We start from the raw sequence: 21,700 nt of genomic DNA, 5'->3' as shown, positions 1-21,700 counted from the left end.
GAAGAGTCCTTGGCGGCTTGTCGGTACGGAAAAGGCACAAGCGAGGTAGGGGTGGCGGCCTGCCCGTCACGGGGGAGGCCGGCCGGTGGGCGGCGACGGTGGTTTCCGGGGGTGTGAAGTCCCGGTGGCCCGGAGCCCCGGACGCGTGGAGTCGGTTTCCTGGGATGCTGGGAGTCGTTGTCCCGGTGGTCCTGTGGGCCGGCGGACCCGGGCGGTCCGGCGGCCCGTCCGGGTCCGCCGGGTCAGCCGGTCGTTCCGCCCGGCAGCTCGTGCGGTCTGGTGTTCGGACCCGGATCGAGCGCCGCGTCGTAGGGCGAGACCCAGAAGAACTCCCCGTCCTCGTCGTACGCGTAGAGAAGTCCGGAGCCGCCCATGACGAGCGGTGCTTCCTCGGCGGCCGGCCCGGAGAGCCGGGAGGCGGACGGGAACGGCGCGGCCGTGCGGACCTGCACGATGGCCGTCGATCCGTCGTGCGACACGACTTCGGCCTGGCCGAACGTCGCGGTGACGGAGCCGGTGCGGATCGTGCAGACGCTCCCGACGAAGTCCAGCCGCGATGGCGGAGGTTCCGCCGGGAAGTACCGGCGGAAACGGTGGACGAGGAGGCGGACGGCCGCCCAGGCGAGGAGCAGCGACCCGGCGAGTACGGCGAAGGCGAGCACGGCGCGGGTGGTGCTGCCGGTCTCGCTCCGGTGCAGCAGGACCGTGCCGGTCACGCTGCCGAACCAGGCGAAGACGACCAGCAGGGAGACGGAGACCGAGACAGGGACACCGCCGAGACCGGCCGGGCCGGTGTCCAGGTCCGCGTCGAAGGAGTCGTGGCCGGCGACCCCGGCGAGCACCAGCAGCCAGAAGCAGACGACGACCACCAGAGCGGCGCCGAAGACGACGGCGGGGAATCCGACTGCCGCGCTCAGGAATTCGCCCATCGGTCCCACCCCTGCGGTTCTGCGCACGGGCCCTGAGGCGCTGCGCGTCCGTGTCATTCGGTACGGGGGCGGCGAGCGGTCGCTCGGCGGACGGGTGGCGGGGCCCGGCGCCGCGGCGTTGTCCGAGCCTGCCGCGGTGGCCGGGGCTCCCCCTCGGGACTCCTCCCGCCGGATCCCGGATTCCGGACCGTCCCCGATCCCCCGTGGACGGCCGGAATCCGGGCCCCGGGGAGGGACTTCCGTCCCCCGTTTCCCGTGCTCCCCCGTGCTTCCCCCGTGTTGTTGCTGACCTGATCGTGTCATCCGGGACCCGCTCCGTGCATTGCCGGAACCCGGCAATCTTTACGCTTCGCTCATGCCGGGCACCGGCACCGCTCCGTGTGCGTTGGGGAAATGACAAGACTGTTGCAGGGCTGAAGGAGAGTGCGTGGCCGAGCTGAGGATTCCCGAGGAAATGCTGGGCGATTATGCCCACATTCTGGGCGAAGTCGCCCTCACCGGCCGACGATTGACCCGTGCCGAACTGGAAGCGCGCCGGGCGCTGGGCCGTGCGGCGGCCGACGCGGGGCATCAGCTCCGCGCTCTGGTGACGATGCATCTGGCGCAGACCCGAGAGGCCTGGCCCCGTGGAGCTGCCGGAAACTCCCCTGCCACGACCGACGCCGTCCTGGCCGCGGTGGAGCAGGCGGTCGACGCGTTCGCCGAGGGGTTCGAGCGGGCCCAGCGGCTCACCGTGCGGCGGGAGGAGGCGGCGCGTCGGGAGTTCATCGACGACCTGCTCTACGGGCGCAGCGATCTGGTGCGGCTCGCGGAGCGGGCGACCCGATTCGGCCTGCGCCTTTCCCGGGCGCACGCGGTGGCGGTGGCGTCGGGCCCGGAGGCGTACACGGAGACGGACGCGGTGCCGCGCAGTGTGGAGGCGGCGCTGCTGGCGCGGTTCAGCGGCCGCAAGATCCTGCTGACGACGAAGGACGGCCGGATCGTCTGCATCGCACCGGGCAGTCAGCCCGACGTCCTGCGCTACTTCGCCAAGCAGGCGCACGCGGCGACGGACGGCGGCCAGGTCGCGGTCGGCCGTCCGCACAAGGGCCCCGGCGGGGTGGTCCACTCGTACGACGAGGCGCTGCAAGCCCTCGACCTGGCGGACCGGATGGGGATGGACGACCCCGTGCTGTACGCCTCGGACCTCATGGTCTACCCGGTGCTGACCCGGGACCGGCAGGCGATGGCCGATCTGGTGCGCAGCGAGCTGGGCCCGCTCCAGAAGGCGCGGGGCGGTGCGGAACCGCTGCTGAACACGCTGTCGGTCTACTTCGACGCGGGTTGTGTCGCCGCCGAGACCGCCCGCCGACTGGCGCTGAGCGTACGGGCGCTGACCTACCGCCTGGAGCGTATCCACCAGTTGACCGGGTCCGACCCTTCGGATCCGATGCACCGCTACACCTTGCAGACGGCGGTCATCGGGGCCCGGCTGCTGGACTGGCCGGCCAAGGAGCTGTGAGCGGCGGACGCCCGCCGGAGGGGGCCTGGGGGGCGGGGTACGGAAGGTGCGGCCGGGGGTGCTCAGGGGGGTGACGCACCCCCGGCCTGCCGGTGGGGAGGGGACGCGGGCCGGTGGTCTGCCGGCCCACGCGACCGCACCGGCGGTCCTGGTGGGCCTACAGGTCGAACTCGTGCGGCGGCAGGTCGAGCGCGAAGCACGCCTCCCGCACGACGGCCTGCTCGGACGGGTCGAAGTCACCGTCGGCGCCGCCGATGACGATGCCGATCTGGATCACGGCACGGGCCTCGGTCGGCTTCTTCTTCGCCTTGGCGATCTCCTGGAGAACGCTGACCCTGCCGAACGCGAAGTCGGCGGTGAGCTGGTCGACGTAGCCGTTGAAGCGGCGTTGGAGGTCGTCCGCGGGGAAGTTCCGCAGGACGTCGTTGGTCGAGATGAGTGTCGCGACGCGCTGACGCTCCGACGGGTCGATGGAACCGTCGGCGGCGGCCACGAGGGCGCACATGGCCATGCTCGCGTCCCGGAACGACCCCGACTTCAGGTCGTTCTTCTTCGCCTCCAGCTGCGTCTGCATCGACGACGCGGATTCTTTGATGCGATCCCACAGAGCCATGACGTCTCCCTACGTTGCGGTGCGAATCCGGGACCGGGACCGGAGCCGGGACCGAGGTAACTCTACAGGCGTGTAGATGTCCATGGTGGGGTGCGGGTGTCTTCACGGCGAAGCTCCCGGACACGGCGAAGCCCCCGGAACCGACCTGAGGGTGTCCGGGGGCTTCGCCGTGGGCCGCTCGCGGCAGGGCCGCAAGGCGGCTACTCGCGCGTCTCGCCCGCCGGTTCGGGGGTGAGGGCGTCGTGCGAGGGCAGCCGGCGCTCGGGAGCGGACTTCGCGTCGGGCTCCTTCTCCGCGCCGCTCGTGCCCTTGCTCTTCCCGTCGCCGCCGCCGCGACGGGCCTCGATCTTCGCCGCGAGGGGCTGCGTCCACCGGGCGGTGAGCGGGCCGAGGATGACGAGGATCAGGACGTACGCGGTGGCGATGGGGCCGATGCGCGGCTCGGTGGCCACGGCCAGACCGGCGATGACGATGGAGAACTCACCGCGTGCCACGAGGGTGCCGCCCGCCCGCCAGCGGCCGCGTGATCCGACCCCGGCGCGCCGGGCCGCGTAGTAGCCGGTGGCGATCTTGGTGAAGGTGGTGACGAGGGCCAGAAGAGCCGCGGGCAGCAGCACCGGCGGTATGTCGGCCGGGTTGGTGGAGAGCCCGAAGAAGACGAAGAACACGGCGGCGAACAGATCCCGCAGCGGGGTGAGCAGCTTGCGGGCGCCCTCGGCGACCTCGCCGGAGAGCGCGATGCCGACGAGGAACGCGCCGACGGCCGCGGACACCTGGAGCTGCTGGGCGACACCGGCGACCAGGACCGTGAGACCGAGGACGACCAGGAGCAGCATCTCCGGGTTGTCGGAGGAGACCGCGCGGCTGATCAGGCGGCCGTGGCGGAGCGCCAGGTAGAGGACGAATCCGACGGCCCCGAGCGCGATCACGAGCGCCAGGCTGCCGCCGGCCAGGCTGACCCCGGCGAGCATGGCGGTGAGCAGCGGCAGGTACACCGCCATCGCCAGGTCCTCCATGACGAGGACGCCGAGGATGACGGGTGTCTCGCGGTTGCCGAGCCGACCGAGATCGGTCATGACCTTGGCGATCACCCCGGACGACGAGATCCAGGTGACACCGGCGAGCGCGACCGCGCCCACGGGGCCCCAGCCGAGGATCAGGGCCGCGACGGCGCCGGGCGTCGCGTTGAGCACGAAGTCCACGGCGCCGGACGGGTACTGCGTCTTGAGACTGGTGACCAGCTCGGACGCGCTGTATTCGAGCCCCAGCAGGAGAAGCAGCAGGATGACGCCGATCTCGGCGCCCACCATGGTGAACTCTTCGCTGGCCTTGAGGGGAATCAGCCCGCCGTGTCCGAACGCCAGCCCGGCGAGGAGGTAGAGCGGGATCGGGGAGAGGCCTATCCGCCCGGCGAACCGTCCCACGAGCCCCAGCCCGAGGATGACGGCTCCCAGCTCCACCAGCAACGCAGTCGTGTCATGCACGGTCAGCCCTCCGCAATGATGTCGGTGAGCGCGTCGACGCCCTCACGCGTACCGACGGCGACGAGTGTGTCCCCGATGGCCAGTCGAAAATCCGGTTCCGGCGACGGGTGCGCGCTGTGGGTGCGCAGCACCGCCACGATGGACGCCCCGGTCCGGGTCCGTGCCCGCGTCTCCCCCAGCAGCCGCCCGCCGTACGGGGAGCGGGCCCCGAGCGGGATGTGCTCGGTGACGAGGTCGATGCCGTCGGTCCGTACGGCGTCGATGGGCGCCGGATCGATGAGGTGCGCGAGCGCGGTGGCCTCGGACGTCGTCAGGGGGACGGAGAGTTGGCACGCATCAGGGTCGTCCTGTTCGTAGAACCCGATGAACCGGCGGCCGTCGTGGTGGACGACGACCGAAATGTGCTGGCCCGTCTCGGTCGTGAAGTCGTACTGAGCACCCACTCCGGGCAGTGACGTACGGCGGGTTCCCATGGCTTCCTCCCGAGACGTGCGGCGGTGCGCGCGCACTTGGCGATCTCTTTATCCGGCCATTACCTTATCGGGCGGCGCGTTTCCGCCGGGGGGCCGAGTCCGGAAGCCGTACGGGCAGGAATGACGGGGGATCCCACGAGCCACCGCCGTGGCCGGCCTCGCCGCCCTGGCCGAAATCGCGCGGGCGCGAGCAGCTCCAGGGCGTCCTCCCGGAACTCCAGGGCGTCCCCCCGGGGAACCCCAGGGCGTTCTCCCGGGGAGGGGGGCGCCTCACCGGCTCGGGCGTGGGCGGGGGCGGGGGGTGACGAGGGGCGCCCACCTCCCACCCGGCGTCCCGCGCGGCGGCGAACAGCCGGTCGGCGCCACGGGCGATCCCGGCCGCGCGGACGACGACGCACGGGAACGGCTCACGGGCCGGCCGCCCGGACTGATCGCTCACGAGGACTCCCTGGATCCCTGACGCGCGCGTGCGGTGTGATGGGGTGAGGTGACGTGCGGTGATCTCTGCCCCGACCGATGAGTTCTCCCGCTCCGTGGGGTCTCACCACCGTCGTTGGCCACCCAGAAGCAGGAGGAACGCGTGACTCAGCTGCTGAAAGTCCAGAACTTCACCGTGTCGAGCGACGGCATCGCCGCCGGCGAGGAGCAGTCGCTGGAGCGGCCGTTCGGCCATGTCGACCCCGAGCGGCTCTTCTCCTGGGCCGGGGCGACGGCGAGCTGGCCGAACCGCACGGAGCCGGGCGGCAGCCGGGGCCTGGACGATTACCTCACGCGGGACTTCGCCCACAACATCGGCGCCGAGATCATGGGGCGCAACAAGTTCGGCCCTCAGCGCGGACCTTGGGAGAACCACGAGTGGCAGGGCTGGTGGGGCGAGGAACCCCCGTTCCGGACCCCGGTGTTCGTGATGACGCACCACGAGCGCCCGTCGCTCACGCTGTCGGACACCACGTTCCACTTCGTCGGCGGCGACCCGGCGACGGTCCTCGACCGCGCGCGGGAAGCGGCGGGAGGCAAGGACGTGCGGCTCGGCGGCGGCGTCACCACGATCCGTGAGTTCCTCGACGCCGACCTGGTCGACACCCTGCACGTGGCGGTCGCACCGGTGGAACTGGGGACCGGTCTGCGCCTGTGGGAGTCCCCCGACGACCTGCGCGACCGGTACCACCTGGACGTCGTTCCGAGCCCCAGCGGCATGACGCACCACCTGTTCTGGCGGAAATGACAGCGAGGGTCGGCCGAATCCGCGAAGTGCGGGGCGGGGCCGACGGGGATCGTGGAGAGTCGTCTGCGTAGTCGCCCGAGTGCGCAGAGGTACGAAGCGGACCCGGACACCGCGCGCTGCCGACCCGCAGCCTTGCCGCAAAGGACTTCCGCCATGTCGCCCTTCGAACCTCGACACGCTCCCGCCGGCGATGTGGGCGCGGCGCTCATGCTGATCGACTCCCGGCTCAGGACCGTCCACGCGGGCAGGAGCGGGGCCGACCCCGAACAGGAGCAACTGGTCCGGCAACTCCTCTCGTCACTAGGCCCGGAGGGCATCGACGACGTGCGGGCCGGCACATGCACGCTCATCTACCTGTACACGAAGTGGCTCCGGGAGGCCCACGAGGCGCACGAGAAGGATGTCGTCGAATACGTGGTGCCGACTCTCGTCACCTCCCTGAAGATGCTGCCGATGAGCGTTCCGCCGGAGGCCGTACCCACGATGGCGGGCCTGGTCATTGCGGCTGCCACCGGCCTGAGCCCCACCCTCTGGCGCAAGCAGTACGGCGACTGGACGGAAGCAGAACTGACCCCGCTGGAGGCGACGGCGTTCCTGCTCGCCGAACACATCAACCGCATGACGGGCGACGAGAACTTCGCGACCTGCATGGTCACGCAGGCGCTGACGCAGGTGGAGTCGGGGGCGGAGTAGGAGGGGTGGGCGAGGAGCGGTGCCGGGGGGCCCGGGAAGTGCGGTGTTCTCCGTGACCGGCGTACCAGCAGCGGATGTCCCGCCGGTGCGTGTCCGCCTGCGGCACCACCCCTGGGGCTCCCGCCGGAGGACGCTGTCCTGACGACAGCGCCGGTCCGGGCCGGGTCACTGGCCTGATCTGCTTCGGTAGGCCTCCACGGCCACGGCCACGGCCGTAACGGGGTGTCGGACAGAAGCCGGCAGATCTCTTCCAGCGGGACGCCGCAGGAAGCCACGTCGCCGCCGCAGCACTCCGTCCACGTTTCCGCCGGGGGCTCGCTCCTCAGCGGTGGTCGAGTGGGACGCCGCACCCCGCGCGGAAGACGACCGCCGTGCCGAGTGCCGCCTTCGCCGGTACGAAGAAGTCGCCGGTCGGTGTTTCCCGCAGCGGGATGTCGTTGCGGTGGAGCAGGTCCCGGGTCAGGGGCAGGTCGCGCACCGTCACGGTGTACGCCACCAGAGCCGGGAGCGCGGTGAGTTCCTCGCCCGGCAGGGTCGCGGTCAGGGCTGACTCCGGGATGAGCCTCAGTGCTGCCCCGTCGAGATCGAAGACCAGGCCCTCGCGTTCCTGACGAGGGCGACGGTCCAGGTAGGTGGCGTACCGGTGGTGCGTGGCGGCCAGGTCCTCGTCCGCCACGCACAGCGTCGCCTCGGCCAGACCTGTCGCCCCGTTGGGGTGATCCAGGTGTCGTGCGGACTGGATGCCCGGATCGAGATCGGTGACGATGCCTACCCGGCCCTCCGGGACGGTTCCGGCACCCGTGCCCGTGTTCGGCTCCTGTGTGTCGATCTCCAGGTAGCGGATCGTCTCGACGGGGGAATCGGCTCCCGAAGGTGCGGCTCGTCGAACGGTGTTGACCCCGCTGTGCCGTACGGCCGCCGACGTCAGACGCGCGGCCGCATCGTCGATGGCGGGCGACGAGAACATGAGGATGTGCAGGCCCTGGAAACGATCGAGGTAAGCGGCCAGGCCGGCGCTCGTCTCCCCGATCCGCTCCACCAGCTGCTGCAGCTCCTCCGCCGGTGCCTCCAGGGGTACGAGGCGCGTATCGGTGGGGAGGCGTCCGGTCTCGCCGGCTTGCGCGTGGGTCGCGAGTTCGAGGAAGGAGTCCGGGAAGTCCGCGTGCGTATTGGCCGCCCCGAAGGGCTCGGGCGCTCCGCCGACGCTTCGGGGCATGGCCGGGCAACTCGGCGGAGGCACGGAGAAGCCGAGCCGCGCGTACAGGGCGCTCGCCTCTGCCAGGTCCTCGACGATGTGGCCCACGTGGTGGAGACGCGTTGTGTCGTGTGGCATGACGTTCACCGTAACGGTCGCACAGAGTAGCGAGGATGTGACGGACGAGCGATCCTTCGATGGTGCCTCTCACCAGCTCAGCAGCGTTCTCGTCGTCTCCTCCGTGAGCCCCCGCGCCGGGTCCGTGTTCACCAGCAGTGTTCGCGCCACGCGGGATTCCGCCCACGCCCGGCCCTCCGGGGTGTGTGCGTCGTCCACCCAGGCCGTCGGGCGGTCCCCCGCGAAGGCCACGATCGGCGGCACTTTCTCCGCGGGAGCACGCCCGGAGGCTGGGCATCAAGGGGCGGGCGTTCCAGCGGGTGAAGGAGCAGTCGGTCATGTGCGGGTTCGTGCATGAGCGGCGGGTCTGCGGAGAGCGGGGGCGTTGGGCGACGCGGCAGTTGTTCGCCAACGTGCCGTTGGCCGAGGCCGAGGTCCTGGGGCTGTGGTGCGACGCGGGGTCTCCGGCGGTGAGCCGCGCCGTGTGCTGCGGCGTCGCGGTTCCGGGGCAGGGGCACGGTCAGCGACCTGGCGGGCGGGGAACCTCCCAGTCGCAGATGTCCGCGACGAATTCCTGGTAGGAACGATTCGACCCCTTGGGCTCGGTGAGCAACCCTTGCGCCAGAGCTACGGATACGATATCCGGCCCGTCGCTCTCCCTGAAGCGGGGGCTCGTGAGAAGACCTTCGAGATCTTCTTTCGGATTCTGGCGACGCCCGCTGTCCTTGCCCTTCCACGTCGTCGGAATCTTCCAGGAAGCCCGGTGAAGCGTGAAAGCCTCGGGAAAGAGAAGGAGCCAGGCTTCGGACTCGGCGGCGGCCAGCGCGTATACGGATGAGGAGTCGCCTGCCGCCCTGCCCAGAGCGGCCGATACAGCCTTTCGCGCGGCGTCGTAAGCAGGGCCGGGGCAGGCATCCATATCTTCGTGCACGGCGATCCCGACGAACTCGCCGGCCTTCAGACGTGCTTTGCCACGCGCCTTGCTGACCAGGGTGTTCGCGGCTGTGGCCAGTTCAGCGCCCGACTTCTTCCGTAGGCGTACGGGATCGGTGATCTCGGTGAGGGTGACGGCGGCGGCAAGGGCCGGATGGGCTGCCTTGATGAACGCGGCGAGCATGCGGCGGTCGTTCGCGCTCTCGCCCGCGAGCACCACGATGCTCCGGCCGAGCGGCTTCGCTATCCGCCTGCGACTCACAGCTCGTCCTCTGTCAGGTCGCCCCCCAGCACGCCGGAGAACCACAGCTCGCCGAGTGGTTGGTCACCTGTCTCCGCAACGATCGTCCGGATCTCGGTCGTTGTCAGAGCGGGGATGATGGACGCTCCGTCTTCGTCCCGGTCGCACACGATGAATTCGTTGGGTTCCAGCCGGTCGACGAGTGCGGGGGAGTGCGTCGCCACGATGAACTGCGTTCGCGCCGAGGCTTCCCTCATCCGCTCCACGATGAGTTCGAGGGCTTGGGGGTGCAGGCCGTGGTCGATCTCTTCGACGCACGTCAGGGCCGGTGGCTGAGGATCGTAGAGCATGGCGAGGAGACCCAGAAGGCGCACTGTCCCGAACGAGGCATCGGCCAGCGGCGTGGGCCGGCGCAGGCCGCGCTCGCGAAGCACCACCGCGAGGCGATCGGCGAAGCCTCCGACCTGCTCGAACTCGATGGCGTCCAGTTGCGGAAGAATGCGGCGGGCATCGTGCGTCAGATGGTCCCAGCGTTCCTCGTCGGTGCTGAGCTGGATCAGGAACGCCGCGAGGTTCTCCGCGCGCGGCTCCAGCCGGCCGGCCTTGATCGAGTGTGTGCGTGTTGGCTGCCGAGCAGCGGTGACGTCCACGTCGAAGACCCTGAAGGACGACAAGCGCTCGGCCACCCTCGCCACTTCCTCCCCGCCGTCCGACCGTCCGAGCCGAGGCAGGGTGGAGAGGCCGCTGCTCAGCCGTTGGATACCGAACTTGCCTCCGTCGGACTCACGACCGGCCCTCTTGTCCACGACTCGGGCCTCATCGCCGGAAATCGTGATCCGGCGGCCCCGGCCCTGCGTTCGCTTGAACTGGAAGCTCTCCTGGCGTGACAAGGTGTAGGAATCGCTGCGGCCAGGCAGGGAACGCCTGCGAATGGTCAGCGAGTACTCGTCCGGAGCTTTCGCGCTCGCGTGCGTGGTCCAGTCCGCTGTGAGGCGAATCGCCAGCGAGGTGGGTGGTTTCTCGCCCCCCCAGAAGGCTACTTCGTCGAATCCGCCGCGCTCGTCGAGTGCCGGTTGCAGGTCGGTCCGGATGATCGCAGCAAGGAAGTCGAACACCTTGAGTACGTTCGACTTGCCCACCCCATTGGGGCCCACCAGGACGGTGAGCGGTCCGAGGGGGATCGTCACATCACGAAGGCTGCGGAAGTTTTCGACGTGCAGTTCCAGAAGACGGCCGGACATGGGGTGACCCTATCGGGTAGCAGATCGCGGGGCGGCGTCAGTGACCTGAGGAGACAGCGTCCGGCCTGATGCGCTCAGGCCGCAACACCCTGTTTGCGGCGGGGAACGTGCGGCTGACACACCTTCGGCAGAGTGAGCATCGGAGCCCGGTGCTTCGCCGCCCTACCCCCGCCCCACCACCGCCCCCGCCCGGTCGATGCAGATCACGTCGACCGCGACCGGCGCACCCCGTAGCACCGCCAGGGCCTCGTCGCGGGCCCGGGCGGCGACCAGGTCGCCGAGGGGGACGCCCGCCGCTTCGCAGAGGCGCAGGGCCTCCAGGCCCGTGTTGGCGGTGGCGATCCGGGAAGCCAGCTCCTCGTTCGCCCCGCCCGTCCGGGCCAGCTCGGCCAGGAAGGGCTTGTCGACCTGGGAGCGGGCCGAGTGGAGGTCCAGGTGGCCTGCCGCCAGTTTGGAGAGCTTGGCGAAGCCGCCGCAGATCGTGAGGCGGGCGACGGGATGCCGGCGTACGTATTTCAGGACCGCGCCCGCGAAGTCGCCCATGTCCAGCAGCGCGATGTCCGGCAGGCCGTACTCCGACACCACCGTCCTCTCCGACGTCGAGCCCGTGCAGCCCGCCACATGGGCCAGGCCCGCCGCCCTCGCCACGTCCACGCCCCGGCGGATCGAGTCGATCCACGCCGAGCAGGAGTACGGGACCACCACCCCCGTCGTGCCCAGGATCGACAGGCCGCCCAGGATGCCGAGCCGGCCGTTCCACGTCGAGCGGGCGATCTCCTCGCCGTGGTCGACCGAGACCGTGATCTCCACGTCACCCGTCCCGCCGTGCTCCGCCGCCACCCGCTCCACGTGCTCGCGCATCAGTCGGCGCGGGACCGGGTTCACCGCGGGCTCGCCGACATCGAGGGGCAGGCCGGGGAGGGTGACCGTGCCCACGCCCGGGCCCGCCCGGAACACCACGCCGGAGCCGGGCGGCAGCCTCCGTACGGTCGACCGGACCAGCGCCCCGTGCGTCACGTCCGGGTCGTCGCCCGCGTCCTTCACCACTCCGGCCGTCGCCACCGCCTCACCCGGCCCGGCCGACAGCTCCTCCACCGCCAGCGCGAACGCCGGTGTCTGGCCCTTCGGCAGGGTGATGGTCACCGGGTCCGGGAAGTCGCCGGTCAGCAGCGCCGTGTACGCGGCCGTCGTCGCCGCCGTCGCACAGGCCCCGGTCGTCCAGCCGGGGCGCAGGCCCGTGTGTTTGAGTTGGGCACTGCGTCCGCCCCGCGCCTCAGCGTCCATGAGAGAGTCCGTTCCGATGCTGCCTGTTCTGCCTGATCTGCCTGTGCATGTGCTTGTTCTGGGGGGTACGACCGAGGCGCGCCGGCTGGCCGAGCACCTGGTCGCCCACGACCCGGGGGTCCGGGTCACCACCTCGCTCGCCGGGCGGGTCTCCGCTCCCCGGCTGCCGCCGGGTGACGTGCGCGTCGGCGGGTTCGGGGGGCCCGAGGGGCTCGCCGCCTGGGTGCGTGAGCACGGTGTGGCCGCCGTCGTCGATGCCACCCACCCCTTCGCCGCGACCATGAGCCGGAACGCGGCCGAGGCCGCCGCCCAGGCCCATGTTCCTCTCCTCGCCCTCCGCCGGCCCGGCTGGGTCGCCCAGGACGGTGACCGCTGGCACGCCGCCGGATCGCTCGCCGAGGCCGCCGGTCTGCTGCCCGCGCTGGGTGAGCGGGTCTTCCTCACCACCGGGCGGATGGGGCTCGCCGCCTTCGCGGGAGCGGGACTCGACGCGCTGTGGTTCCTCGTGCGGTCCGTCGACGCACCGGAGCCGCCCTGTCCGGCCCGGACGGAGGTCCTGCTCGACCGGGGGCCGTTCGACCTCCGGGGAGAGCGCGAGCTCATCCGCCGCCATCGGATCGATGTGCTCGTCACCAAGGACAGCGGCGGGGACGCCACCGCCCCCAAGCTCGCCGCCGCCCGCGAAGCCGGGATTCCCGTCGTCGTCGTCCGGCGGCCACCGGTACCGGAAGGGGTGCCGGTGGCCCGTACGCCCGATGAGGCCGTGGAGTGGGTGCGCCGGCTCTACGCCTCCGGGTAGCGGCGCGGCGTCCAGACGATGGACCGGTCCGCGCCGGAACCGCCCCTCCGCACCCACCGGGTCTGCGACGAGCCCACGATCAGCAGCGTCCGCATGTCCACCTCCGCCGGGTCGACGTCGGCCAGCCGCACCGTCCGTACGCTCTCCGCCGGGCCGCCCACATCGCGCGCCAGCACCACCGGGGTGTCCGGCGAGCGGTGTTCCAGGAGCAGGTCGCGGGCCTTGCCGACCTGCCAGGTACGGGACCTGGAGCCCGGGTTGTACAGGGCCAGCACCAGGTCCGCCGAGGCCGCCGCGCGCAGGCGCTCCGCGATGACCTCCCACGGCTTGAGCCGGTCCGAGAGGGAGATCGTGGCGTAGTCGTGGCCCAGTGGGGCACCCGCGCGGGCCGCCGCCGCGTTGGCCGCGGTGACGCCGGGCAGGACCCGCACGGGGATGTCCGCGTACGCGTCCTGCGAGGCCACCTCCAGCACCGCCGTCGCCATCGCGAAGATCCCGGGGTCGCCGCCCGAGACCACCGCGACACGGTGGCCCCGCCGCGCCAGGTCCAGCGCGAACTCGGCGCGCTCCGACTCCACCTTGTTGTCCGAGCCGTGCCGCGCCTGACCGGGACGGACCGGCACCCGGTCCAGATAGGTCGTGTAGCCGACCACGGCGTCGGCGGCGGCCAGCGCTCCCCGCGTCTCCGGCGTCAGCCACAGCGGGCCCGCCGGGCCGGTTCCCACGACCACGACCTCACCCGAGTCGCCCTGCCCGGAAGGCCGCGGCGCGTCGACGCGGCTCGGCAGCACCGCCACCGAGAAGTACGGGACCGACGCCGGGTCGATGTCCGCCAGGGCGCCCGTGCGCTCCCCGGCCATCGTCGCCCGCTCCACGTACCGGGCCTCCGCCAGCCTCCCCGACGCCTCGAACGCCCCGCGCACCGCCGGGAACGTGCGCCCCAGCTTCATCACCACGGCCGTGTCCGTGGCGGCGAGACGGGCCGTCAGCTCCTCCTCCGGGAGGGTGCCGGGGAGGATCGTGAGGATCTCCTCGCCCTCGACCAGGGGGGTGCCGAGGCGGGCCGCCGCCGCGCTGACGGACGTGACGCCCGGGATGACCTCGGTGGTGTAGCGGTCGGCCAGGCGCTTGTGCATGTGCATGTACGAGCCGTAGAACATCGGGTCGCCCTCGGCGAGCACCGCGACGGTCAGGCCCGCGTCCAGGTGTGCCGCGAGACGGGCCGCGGCCTTCTCGTAGAACTCCTCCAGCGCGCCCCGGTAGCCGCCCGGGTGGTCCGTGGTCTCCGTCGTGACGGGGTAGACCAGGGCCTCCTCGATGTGGTCGGGCCGCAGGTGCGCCGCCGCGATGGACCGCGCGATCGAGCGGCCGTGCCGGGCGCTGTGGTACGCGACGACGTCGGCCTCGCCGATGGCCCGGACGGCCCGCAGCGTCATCAAATTCGGGTCGCCGGGGCCGAGCCCGACACCGTAGAGCCTGCCGGTACTGGTGTCCTTCACCGGAGAAGTCACTACTCCTCCTCGCTCGCGATGGCGTTGAGCGCCGCGGCCGCTATCGCGCTGCCGCCGCGCCGGCCCCGGATGATCAGGTGCTCCAGGCCCGACGGGTGCCCGGCCAGCGCCTCCTTGGACTCCATCGCGCCGACGAAGCCGACCGGGACGCCGATGACGGCGGCGGGGCGCGGGGCGCCCTCCTCGACCATCTCCAGCAGGCGGAACAGGGCGGTCGGGGCGTTGCCGATCGCGACCACCGCTCCCTCCATCCGGTCCCGCCACAGCTCCAGGGCCGCCGCGCTGCGCGTGGTCCCCATCCTCGCGGCCAGCTCCGGCACGGACGGGTCGGACAGCGTGCACACCACGTCGTTGTCGGCGGGCAGCCGCTTGCGGGTGACTCCGCTGGCCACCATCGCCACGTCGCAGAGGATCGGAGCGCCGGACCGCAGGGCCGCGCGGGCGTCGGCCACGGCGTTCGGTGAGAAGGCGAGGTCAGTCACGAGGTCGACCATGCCGCAGGCGTGGATCATGCGGACGGCGACCTGGCTCACGTCGGCGGGCAGCCCGGCCAGATCCGCCTCCGCGCGGATGGTGGCGAAGGACTGGCGGTAGATCGCCGGTCCGTCCTTCTCGTACTGGTGCACAGTGCTGTCGCTTTCTTCTGCCGGTCGGGGAGTGAGGGGAAACTGGGGGAGCGTGCTCAGGCGCGGGCCTCGGCCACCGCCGCGGCGAGTGCCGCCGGGTCGTCCCGGACCGCTGTTCGGGGGTCACGGTGTTCGCCCCGTACGTGCGAGATCCGGTGCCCTTCGGGCGTGACGACCACGTCGATCCACTCCCCGTGGGGGTGGCCGCAGCGGCGTTCGCACCCGGACCAGTACACAGGGAGCCGCCCGACCGGTCCGACAGCGGCCCCCGCTTCGGCCCGCACGTCGGACAGCGACTTCGCGCAGCCGGGGTGGCCGATGCAGGCGCCGACGCCGGTCCACGGGGAGTCCGGGCCGGTGATCAGCCCGGCTGTCGCCAGGGTGCCGAGCGCCTCCGCCGCGTGCCCGGACCGGCTTGTCTGCCCGGTCGGTCCGGCCTGCCCGGTCCGTCCGAAGGGGCCGGGGATGACGATCCCGCGCCACGGGGTGAGCCGCAGCTCGTTCCCGTACCGCCGGGCCGTTTCGGTGAGCAGCCGCCACTGGGCGGGGGCGAGCCGGCCCAGCGGTACGCCGACGCTGATCGCGGTCACGGTTGCCGCAGCTGTCGCGGTCGTGCCGCTCTCCGGCGGCGCGGTGACGAGGCCCGGGGCCGGAGCCTTCGCCGTACGCGGACGGGGGCGGCGAACAACTGGGCCGACGGACGCCCCGATGGTGCGGACCAGCGCGGCGCGTACGTCGTCGGGCAGGTCCTTCACGCGCCACGCGCCGGAGTCCCGGGCGGCGCGGAGGAACGCCTCGGCGGCCAGGAGCGCGGCGCGCGGGCCGTCCGCCGCCGGCAGCCGGAGCACCTCGTCGGCGGCCCCGACCCGCAGGAGGCAGCCGCCGCCCTCCGCGATCAGCGTCACGTCGGCGCCCAGCGCGTCCACGTCACCGAGGCCCGCGTCGAGGGCGAAGAGGAAGCGGCCGGAGAGCGCGGCGGCGGCGGCCGATCCGCACACCAGGCCGTCCAGCTCGGACGACCAGCGGCTGACCGAGGGAGATCCGTCGAGTCCGGCGAGCGGCGAGGCCATGATGTTGCGGGCCCGCTCGTGCGCGACGGACGGCAGCAGCCCGGCGGCGCCGAGCAGTTCGGCCGGCCCGCCGCCGCACTCCGCGTCGAGGCCGCGCAGCTGTACGTTGCCCCGCGAGGTGAGATGCAGCTCACCGTCCCCGAACCGGCGGGCCACCGCGAGCAGCGCGTCCGCCCGGTCCGCGCTCAGCACCCCGCCGGGGACGCGTACCCGGGCCAGCGCACCGTCGTCGGCCCGGTGCAGCCGCAGCGTCCCCGGGCAGGCGTCGCCGCCGTCGCGGGGGGACGGGCCGCCCGCGGAAAGGGGCGAGGGGGCGGAATCGGGCATGGCGGCGAGCATACCGACCGGGCCGGTCCCGTCGACGGGCTCGCTCCTGTGACCTGCGGGACAGCGGGAGTGGCCGATCCGGGACAGCTGGTGCGGCCGGTCTGCGGGAACGGGTGCGGCCGGTCTGCGGGAACGGGGTCAGGCAGACCTGCGGGACGGACCTGCGGGACCGACACGGGAAGGCTCGACCCGCTGGTCAGCGGGTACGGAGAGCCGCCGTGCCCGTGCGTGGTGATCACCGCCGCACCCCCGCCCCCTGCCCCTGAACCGCCCCGCCGCTTAGGATGCAGGCGGTGGTCCGTTCAGGCCGCCATCGCCAGACGGCGACAGGGGAGGAAGCCCGGTGAGATTCCGGCGCGGTCCCGCCACTGTGAGCCCGGCCACCACCGGCCGGGCGAGTCAGGAACTCCCTTCTCCGAGCGCCCGGTTCCCGCCGGACGTGGGGAGACCCTCCGACACCGCCCGGGGCGTGGACACCCCGAGGAAGGCCTGACGCAGCATGATCCTGCTCCTGTCGACGTCCGACACCGACCTCCTGAGCGCCCGCGCTTCCGAGGGACCCGTCAGCTACCGGTACGCCAACCCCTCCCGCGTCTCCCTCGACGGACTGCCGGAGCTCCTGGACGGCGTCGACCTCGTCGTCGTACGCCTCCTCGGCGGCGTACGGGCCTGGCAGGAAGGGCTCGACGCGGTGCTGGCCACCGGCCGCCCCGTCGTCGTGCTGACCGGTGAACAGGCCCCCGACGCCCAGTTGATGGCCGCCTCCACCGTGCCGATCGGCATCGCCGCCGAGGCGCACGCCTACCTCGCGCACGGCGGCCCCGCCAACCTGGAGCAGCTGGCCCGGTTCCTCTCCGACACCGTGCTGCTGACCGGCCACGGCTTCGAGCCGCCCGCCCCGGCCCCCGCGTGGGGGCCGCTGGAGCGGCAGGCCCGAGAGGTGGCCGAGGGCGCGCCGACGGTCGCCGTCCTCTACTACCGCGCCCACCACATGAGCGGGAACACCGCGTTCATCGACGCGCTGTGCACCGCCGTCGAGGACGCCGGCGCCCGGCCTCTTCCGCTGTACGTCGCCTCCCTCCGTACGCCCGAGCCCGAGCTGATCGACGCGCTCCGCGCCGCCGACGCCATCGTGACCACCGTCCTCGCGGCGGGCGGCACCAAGCCCGCCGAGGCGTCGGCCGGCGGCGACGACGAGTCGTGGGACGCGGGCGCGCTCACCGGGCTCGACGTGCCGATCCTCCAGGCGCTCTGCCTCACCAGCCCGCGCAGCGCCTGGGAGGAGAACGACGAGGGAGTCTCCCCGCTGGACGCGGCCACCCAGATCGCGGTGCCGGAGTTCGACGGCCGGCTGATCACCGTCCCCTTCTCCTTCAAGGAGATCGACGAGGACGGGCTCCCGGCGTACGTCGCCGACACCGAGCGCGCGGCCCGGGTCGCCGGGATCGCCGTACGGCACGCGAAGCTGCGGAACATCCCGAACGCGGAGAAGCGCATCGCGCTCGTCCTCTCCGCCTACCCGACCAAGCACTCCCGGATCGGTAACGCCGTCGGGCTCGACACCCCCGCCAGCGCCGTCGCGCTGCTCCGGCGGCTGCGCGCCGAGGGGTACGACTTCGGCCCGGAGGCCGACATCCCGGGACTGGTCTCCGGCGACGGCGACGAGCTGATCTACGCGCTGATCGAGGCGGGCGGCCATGACCAGGAGTGGCTGACCGACGAGCAGTTGGCCAAGAACCCGGTCCGTATCCCGGCCGCCGACTACCGCCGCTGGTTCGCCACGCTCCCCGAGGAGCTGCGGCTCGCGGTCGAGCGGCACTGGGGCCCGGCCCCCGGCGAGATGTTCGTCGACCGGTCCGCCAACCCGGAGGGCGACATCGTCCTCGCGGCCCTGCGGCGCGGCAACCTCCTCATCCTCATCCAGCCGCCGCGCGGCTTCGGCGAGAACCCGATCGCGATCTACCACGACCCCGATCTGCCGCCCTCGCACCACTACCTGGCCGCCTACCGCTGGATCGCCGCCTCCGCCGACGACAACGGCTTCGGCGCGGACGCCATGATCCACCTCGGCAAGCACGGGAACCTGGAGTGGCTGCCCGGCAAGAACGCGGGTCTGTCGGCCGCCTGCGGTCCGGACGCGGCCCTCGGCGATCTCCCTCTCATCTACCCGTTCCTGGTCAACGACCCGGGCGAGGGCACGCAGGCCAAGCGGCGCGTCCACGCCACGCTGATCGACCACCTCGTGCCGCCGATGGCCCGCGCCGACAGCTACGGCGACATCGCCCGGCTGGAGCAACTCCTCGACGAGCACGCCCAGATCGCCGCGATGGATCCGGCGAAGCTGCCCGCGATCCGCGCGCAGATCTGGACGCTGATCCAGGCCGCGAAGCTCGACCACGACCTGGGCCTGGAGGACCGGCCGGAGGACGAGGGCTTCGACGACTTCATCATGCATCTCGACGGCTGGCTCTGCGAGATCAAGGACGTCCAGATCCGCGACGGTCTCCACGTGCTGGGCAACCCGCCCGCCGGGAACGACCGCGTCAACCTGGTGCTGGCCGTGCTCCGCGCCCGCCAGATCTGGGGCGGCACGGCCTCGCTGCCGGGGCTGCGCGAGGCGCTCGGGCTCGACGAGTCGGCCGCCACCCGCACCGCCGCCGACACCGTCGAGGAGCAGGCCCGCGCGCTCGTCCAGGCGATGGACGACGCCGACTGGGACCCGGCCGCCGTGGCGTCCGTCGCCGCCGGGCTGCCGGACGCGGTCGCCGACATCCTCACCTTCGCGGCCACCGAGGTCGTCCCGCGCATGGCGGCCACGACCGACGAACTCACCCACGCCGTACACGCGTTGAACGGCGGCTTCGTGCCGGCCGGCCCGTCCGGGTCGCCCCTGCGCGGCCTGGTCAACGTCCTCCCCACCGGCCGCAACTTCTACTCGGTCGACCCGAAGGCCGTCCCCTCCAAGCTCGCCTGGGAGACCGGGCAGGCCCTGGCGGACTCCTTGCTGACCCGCTACCGCACCGACAACGGCGACTGGCCCACCTCGGTCGGCCTCTCCCTCTGGGGCACCAGCGCGATGCGCACGGCGGGCGACGACATCGCCGAAGCCTTCGCGCTGCTCGGCATCCGCCCCGTCTGGGACGACGCCTCGCGCCGCGTGACCGGCCTGGAGGCCATCCCGTACGAGGAGTTGGGCCGCCCCCGGATCGATGTGACGCTGCGCATCTCGGGCTTCTTCCGCGACGCGTTCCCCCACACGGTCGGGCTGCTCGACGACGCCGTACGGCTCGCCGCCTCGCTGGACGAGCCCGCCGAGCGGAACTACGTACGGGCGCACACCCAGGCCGACCTGGCCGAGCACGGCGACGAACGCCGGGCCACCACCCGGATCTTCGGCTCCCGCCCCGGCACCTACGGCGCGGGCCTCCTCCAGCTCATCGACTCCCGCGACTGGCGCACCGACGCCGACCTCGCCGAGGTCTACACGGTCTGGGGCGGCTACGCCTACGGCCGCGAGCTGGACGGCCGCCCGGCCCGCGAGGAGATGGAGAGCGCCTACCGGCGCATCGAGGTCGCCGCGAAGAACACCGACACCCGCGAGCACGACATCGCGGACTCCGACGACTACTTCCAGTACCACGGCGGCATGGTGGCCACCGTGCGCGCACTCAAGGGCAAGGCCCCGGAGGCCTACATCGGGGACTCCACCCGCCCCGAGACCGTCCGCACGCGGACCCTCGTCGAGGAGACGTCCCGCGTCTTCCGCGCCCGGGTCGTCAACCCCAAGTGGATCGAGGCGATGCGCCGCCACGGCTACAAGGGCGCGTTCGAGCTGGCGGCCACCGTCGACTACCTCTTCGGATACGACGCCACCACCGGCGTCGTCGCCGACTGGATGTACGACAAGCTCACCGAGACGTACGTCCTGGACCCGGAGAACCGGCAGTTCCTCCAGGAGGCCAACCCCTGGGCTCTGCACGGCATCGCGGAACGCCTCCTGGAGGCCGAGTCGCGCGGCATGTGGGCCAAGCCCGACCCGGCGGTGCTGGACGCGCTGCGCCAGGTGTACCTGGAGACGGAAGGGAACCTGGAGGGCGAGGACTGACCTCGTCGTATTTCTTCCGCCGCCCCCTGCCCCGGATCGCCCCCGAACGACACAATCACGGTCATGGGGAAATCGGAGCAGGGGCAGGCGGAGCAGGGCGCCGCTGAGGTCAACGCGCGGGCTGCGCAGGGCCGTTCGACACTGGCCGCAATCTTCGCCGGGCTGCGCCTGACGGTCACCTCGGGCGTGACCGGGGCGGCGGTCGCGGCGGTCGTGGTCGGCGTGATCCTGGAGCGGCCCCCGGTCTTCCTCTCCGGCGGCGGAGTCCTGGTCGTCCTCATCCTGATCGGCTTCGTCGCCGGGCGGCGGCCCCCGGGGCCCGTCGTACCACCGGTCACCCGGACCGCCCTCGCCCGCATCGAGGACCTGCGGGCGACGAGCGGCGAAATGGCCGACGTGCCAGTGGACTTCCGGCTGACCGTGGCGCCGGAGCCGGAGGACGGCCGGCCGGCGTACCGCGTGAACATGACCCAGCACATCAACCTGGTCGACCTCCCTGTCTACCGGCCGCGCTCCATCGCCGTCGTGGAGTACCGCCCGGACGAGCCCTGGGAGGTGCGGATCGTCACCCGCCCGACCGGGGAGTGGAGCCGCCGGGCCGACGAGGCGGAGATCGACTCCGCGCCCGAGTCCACGCTGGTGGAGAATCCGGGGCTGAGCGAGGGCTCCTGGTGCCTGCTGGTGCTCTTCACCTTCCTGGCGGGTGCGGCGCTGGTGGTGCTCCTCTTCCGGGGCGAGCTGTTCACGTCCGACGACGACAAGGGGCCCGCGTCGAAGCAGCCCTCCGTCACGTCGTCCGCCTCCTCGTCCCGGACGTTCACCTCGTCCACCACCGTCTCCGGGCCCTCCACCTCGCTGCTGCTCCTCGGGCGGATGCGGGAGACGGCCACGGAGCTGGAGGCCCGCGTGGGCACCTCGGAGGTCACCGCGATCACCATCGAGGAACGCCACATGAGGCTCCGCGGTGACGCCGCCCGCCCGGCCGCCGAGACGATGCACGTCCAGATGCTCCCGTACGAGCTGTTCCCCGCGCTGGTCCACGAGGCCCGCACGACCCTGGGCGTCCGCGAACCGAAGAGCTGGCGCATCGACGTGACGCCCGGCGCCGGCCCAGGAGAGGGCCCCCGGGTCCGGGTCACGGTGACCGGCAAGGAGGGTACCGCCCACCTGGACGCGGACGCGACGGCCCGGGTCGTGGACCGGCGGCCGGTGGGGGAGGCGGCGAAGGCGGGCTGACGCGGGGGGGTGCCCCTATGGGTTTGGTCAAGCTGATCGGGCGGGTTGGGGTTCGTAGAAGGTGCCGTCGCGGAGCATCGCGAAGAGGACGTCGGCC

At 72.2% G+C, this 21,700-nt stretch carries 18 protein-coding genes and 1 riboswitch; of the genes, 6 read left to right on the top strand and 12 right to left on the bottom strand.

All coding sequences use genetic code 11. The features are described 5' to 3' along the window. Positions 1-242: 242 nt before the first annotated feature. A complete protein-coding gene (locus ACH4RG_RS00090; RefSeq protein WP_397919019.1) occupies positions 243-929 on the bottom strand; it encodes a hypothetical protein in 687 nt (228 codons plus the stop codon). 427 nt (positions 930-1,356) lie between these two features. Between ACH4RG_RS00090 and ACH4RG_RS00085 the strand changes: the two genes are divergently transcribed. After that, positions 1,357-2,430, top strand: a complete 1,074-nt coding sequence (locus ACH4RG_RS00085; protein WP_398538846.1) for a PucR family transcriptional regulator — start codon at positions 1,357-1,359, stop codon at positions 2,428-2,430. Between the two features lie 157 nt (positions 2,431-2,587). On the opposite strand, the gene ACH4RG_RS00080 is transcribed toward ACH4RG_RS00085, so the two are convergent. The 3 genes from ACH4RG_RS00080 to ACH4RG_RS00070 all read right to left on the bottom strand — a co-directional run bounded on the left by ACH4RG_RS00080 (position 2,588) and on the right by ACH4RG_RS00070 (position 5,000). Beyond that, positions 2,588-3,043: a tellurite resistance TerB family protein gene (locus ACH4RG_RS00080; RefSeq protein ID WP_398538845.1), complete on the bottom strand. Its 456-nt coding sequence runs from the start codon at positions 3,041-3,043 to the stop codon at positions 2,588-2,590. Positions 3,044-3,243: 200 nt separating this feature from the next. Further along, positions 3,244-4,527 carry a cation:proton antiporter gene (locus ACH4RG_RS00075; RefSeq protein ID WP_397919025.1) on the bottom strand — a complete coding sequence of 428 codons (1,284 nt, stop codon included), beginning with the start codon at positions 4,525-4,527 and terminating at the stop codon, positions 3,244-3,246. A gap of 2 nt (positions 4,528-4,529) precedes the next feature. Beyond that, on the bottom strand, positions 4,530-5,000 hold the full coding sequence (locus ACH4RG_RS00070) for a cation:proton antiporter regulatory subunit (RefSeq protein ID WP_397919027.1): 471 nt from the start codon (positions 4,998-5,000) through the stop codon (positions 4,530-4,532). Between the two features lie 580 nt (positions 5,001-5,580). On the opposite strand from ACH4RG_RS00070, the gene ACH4RG_RS00065 reads away from it, so the two are divergent. Then, positions 5,581-6,225: a dihydrofolate reductase family protein gene (locus ACH4RG_RS00065; RefSeq protein ID WP_398162241.1), complete on the top strand. Its 645-nt coding sequence runs from the start codon at positions 5,581-5,583 to the stop codon at positions 6,223-6,225. A 153-nt stretch (positions 6,226-6,378) separates the two neighbouring features. After that, positions 6,379-6,918: a hypothetical protein gene (locus tag ACH4RG_RS00060; RefSeq protein WP_397919033.1), complete on the top strand. Its 540-nt coding sequence runs from the start codon at positions 6,379-6,381 to the stop codon at positions 6,916-6,918. A 322-nt stretch (positions 6,919-7,240) separates the two neighbouring features. Here ACH4RG_RS00060 and ACH4RG_RS00055 read toward each other — a convergent pair whose 3' ends face one another. The 5 genes from ACH4RG_RS00055 to ACH4RG_RS00035 all read right to left on the bottom strand — a co-directional run bounded on the left by ACH4RG_RS00055 (position 7,241) and on the right by ACH4RG_RS00035 (position 11,929). Further along, positions 7,241-8,251 carry a VOC family protein gene (locus ACH4RG_RS00055; RefSeq protein ID WP_397929519.1) on the bottom strand — a complete coding sequence of 337 codons (1,011 nt, stop codon included), beginning with the start codon at positions 8,249-8,251 and terminating at the stop codon, positions 7,241-7,243. Positions 8,252-8,320: 69 nt separating this feature from the next. Next, entirely contained in the window at positions 8,321-8,482 is a 162-nt protein-coding gene (locus ACH4RG_RS00050; protein WP_397919037.1) for a hypothetical protein, read from the bottom strand. Between the two features lie 268 nt (positions 8,483-8,750). Next, complete coding sequence (locus ACH4RG_RS00045; protein WP_397929522.1) at positions 8,751-9,425, bottom strand: hypothetical protein; 675 nt, start codon at positions 9,423-9,425, stop codon at positions 8,751-8,753. Next, a complete protein-coding gene (locus ACH4RG_RS00040) occupies positions 9,422-10,645 on the bottom strand; it encodes an AAA family ATPase (protein ID WP_397919041.1) in 1,224 nt (407 codons plus the stop codon). Before ACH4RG_RS00040 ends, ACH4RG_RS00045 begins: the two co-directional genes overlap by 4 nt. A gap of 162 nt (positions 10,646-10,807) precedes the next feature. Further along, positions 10,808-11,929, bottom strand: a complete 1,122-nt coding sequence (locus tag ACH4RG_RS00035) for a cobalt-precorrin-5B (C(1))-methyltransferase (protein ID WP_397919043.1) — start codon at positions 11,927-11,929, stop codon at positions 10,808-10,810. A 16-nt stretch (positions 11,930-11,945) separates the two neighbouring features. Between ACH4RG_RS00035 and ACH4RG_RS00030 the strand changes: the two genes are divergently transcribed. Further along, complete coding sequence (locus tag ACH4RG_RS00030) at positions 11,946-12,728, top strand: cobalt-precorrin-6A reductase (protein ID WP_397929528.1); 783 nt, start codon at positions 11,946-11,948, stop codon at positions 12,726-12,728. Here ACH4RG_RS00030 and ACH4RG_RS00025 read toward each other — a convergent pair. Genes ACH4RG_RS00025 through ACH4RG_RS00015 form a run of 3 tightly spaced genes read right to left on the bottom strand, consistent with a single transcriptional unit; the run spans position 12,713 to position 16,274 of the window. Then, a complete protein-coding gene (locus ACH4RG_RS00025) occupies positions 12,713-14,227 on the bottom strand; it encodes a precorrin-2 C(20)-methyltransferase (protein ID WP_397919306.1) in 1,515 nt (504 codons plus the stop codon). The genes ACH4RG_RS00030 and ACH4RG_RS00025 overlap by 16 nt on opposite strands. Before the next feature lie 11 nt (positions 14,228-14,238). Beyond that, positions 14,239-14,865, bottom strand: a complete 627-nt coding sequence (locus ACH4RG_RS00020; RefSeq protein ID WP_397919047.1) for a precorrin-8X methylmutase — start codon at positions 14,863-14,865, stop codon at positions 14,239-14,241. Positions 14,866-14,921: 56 nt separating this feature from the next. After that, positions 14,922-16,274 (bottom strand): cobalamin biosynthesis protein CobG, encoded by a 1,353-nt coding sequence (locus ACH4RG_RS00015; RefSeq protein ID WP_398538844.1) that lies wholly within the window; start codon positions 16,272-16,274, stop codon positions 14,922-14,924. Between the two features lie 320 nt (positions 16,275-16,594). Continuing rightward, a riboswitch (cobalamin riboswitch) is annotated at positions 16,595-16,671 on the top strand. 90 nt (positions 16,672-16,761) lie between these two features. On the opposite strand from ACH4RG_RS00015, the gene cobN reads away from it, so the two are divergent. Continuing rightward, complete coding sequence (cobN, locus tag ACH4RG_RS00010; protein WP_397919051.1) at positions 16,762-20,367, top strand: cobaltochelatase subunit CobN; 3,606 nt, start codon at positions 16,762-16,764, stop codon at positions 20,365-20,367. 63 nt (positions 20,368-20,430) lie between these two features. After that, entirely contained in the window at positions 20,431-21,603 is a 1,173-nt protein-coding gene (locus tag ACH4RG_RS00005) for a hypothetical protein (RefSeq protein ID WP_397919053.1), read from the top strand. Positions 21,604-21,700 lie beyond the last annotated feature (97 nt).

Origin of the sequence: Streptomyces sp. NPDC021019, assembly GCF_044333295.1 — a bacterium.
GTDB lineage: Bacteria > Actinomycetota > Actinomycetes > Streptomycetales > Streptomycetaceae > Streptomyces.
Note: the sequence above shows the minus strand (reverse complement) of the source record. Positions and strands in the feature narration are given on the sequence as shown.